This is a genomic window from Stenotrophomonas sp. Ker107b (genome assembly GCF_053847245.1).
Genome location: NZ_JBSPHX010000008.1, coordinates 1 through 392, shown reverse-complemented (window position 1 = coordinate 392; position 392 = coordinate 1). Strand labels below are relative to the sequence as shown.

At 62.8% G+C, this 392-nt stretch carries 1 protein-coding gene; it reads right to left on the bottom strand.

Annotated elements, in window-relative coordinates; all coding sequences use genetic code 11:
- Positions 1 to 392: EF-Tu/IF-2/RF-3 family GTPase (locus ACWV8V_RS18645; protein WP_455900437.1), on the bottom strand; the 392-nt coding region annotated here is incomplete at both ends.

Sequence of the window (392 nt, the reverse complement as noted above, 5' to 3'; positions counted from 1 at the left end):
TCGAGCAGCTTGCGGAACATTTCCACGCCGGTGACGGTGGTCTTCTGGACCGGACGGATACCGACGATTTCGATTTCTTCGCCGACCTTGATCACGCCGCGCTCGATACGACCGGTGACGACGGTGCCGCGGCCCGAGATCGAGAACACGTCTTCGACCGGCATCAGGAAGGGCTTGTCGATGTCACGTTCCGGGGTCGGGATCCAGCTGTCGAGAGCTTCGACCAGCTTGATCACGGCCGGCACGCCGATCTCGCTCTGGTCGCCTTCCAGCGCCAGGCGGGCCGAACCCGAGATGATCGGGGTGTCATCGCCCGGGAAGTCGTACTTGCTGAGCAGCTCGCGGACTTCCATTTCGACCAGTTCCAGCAGCTCGGCGTCATCGACCATGTC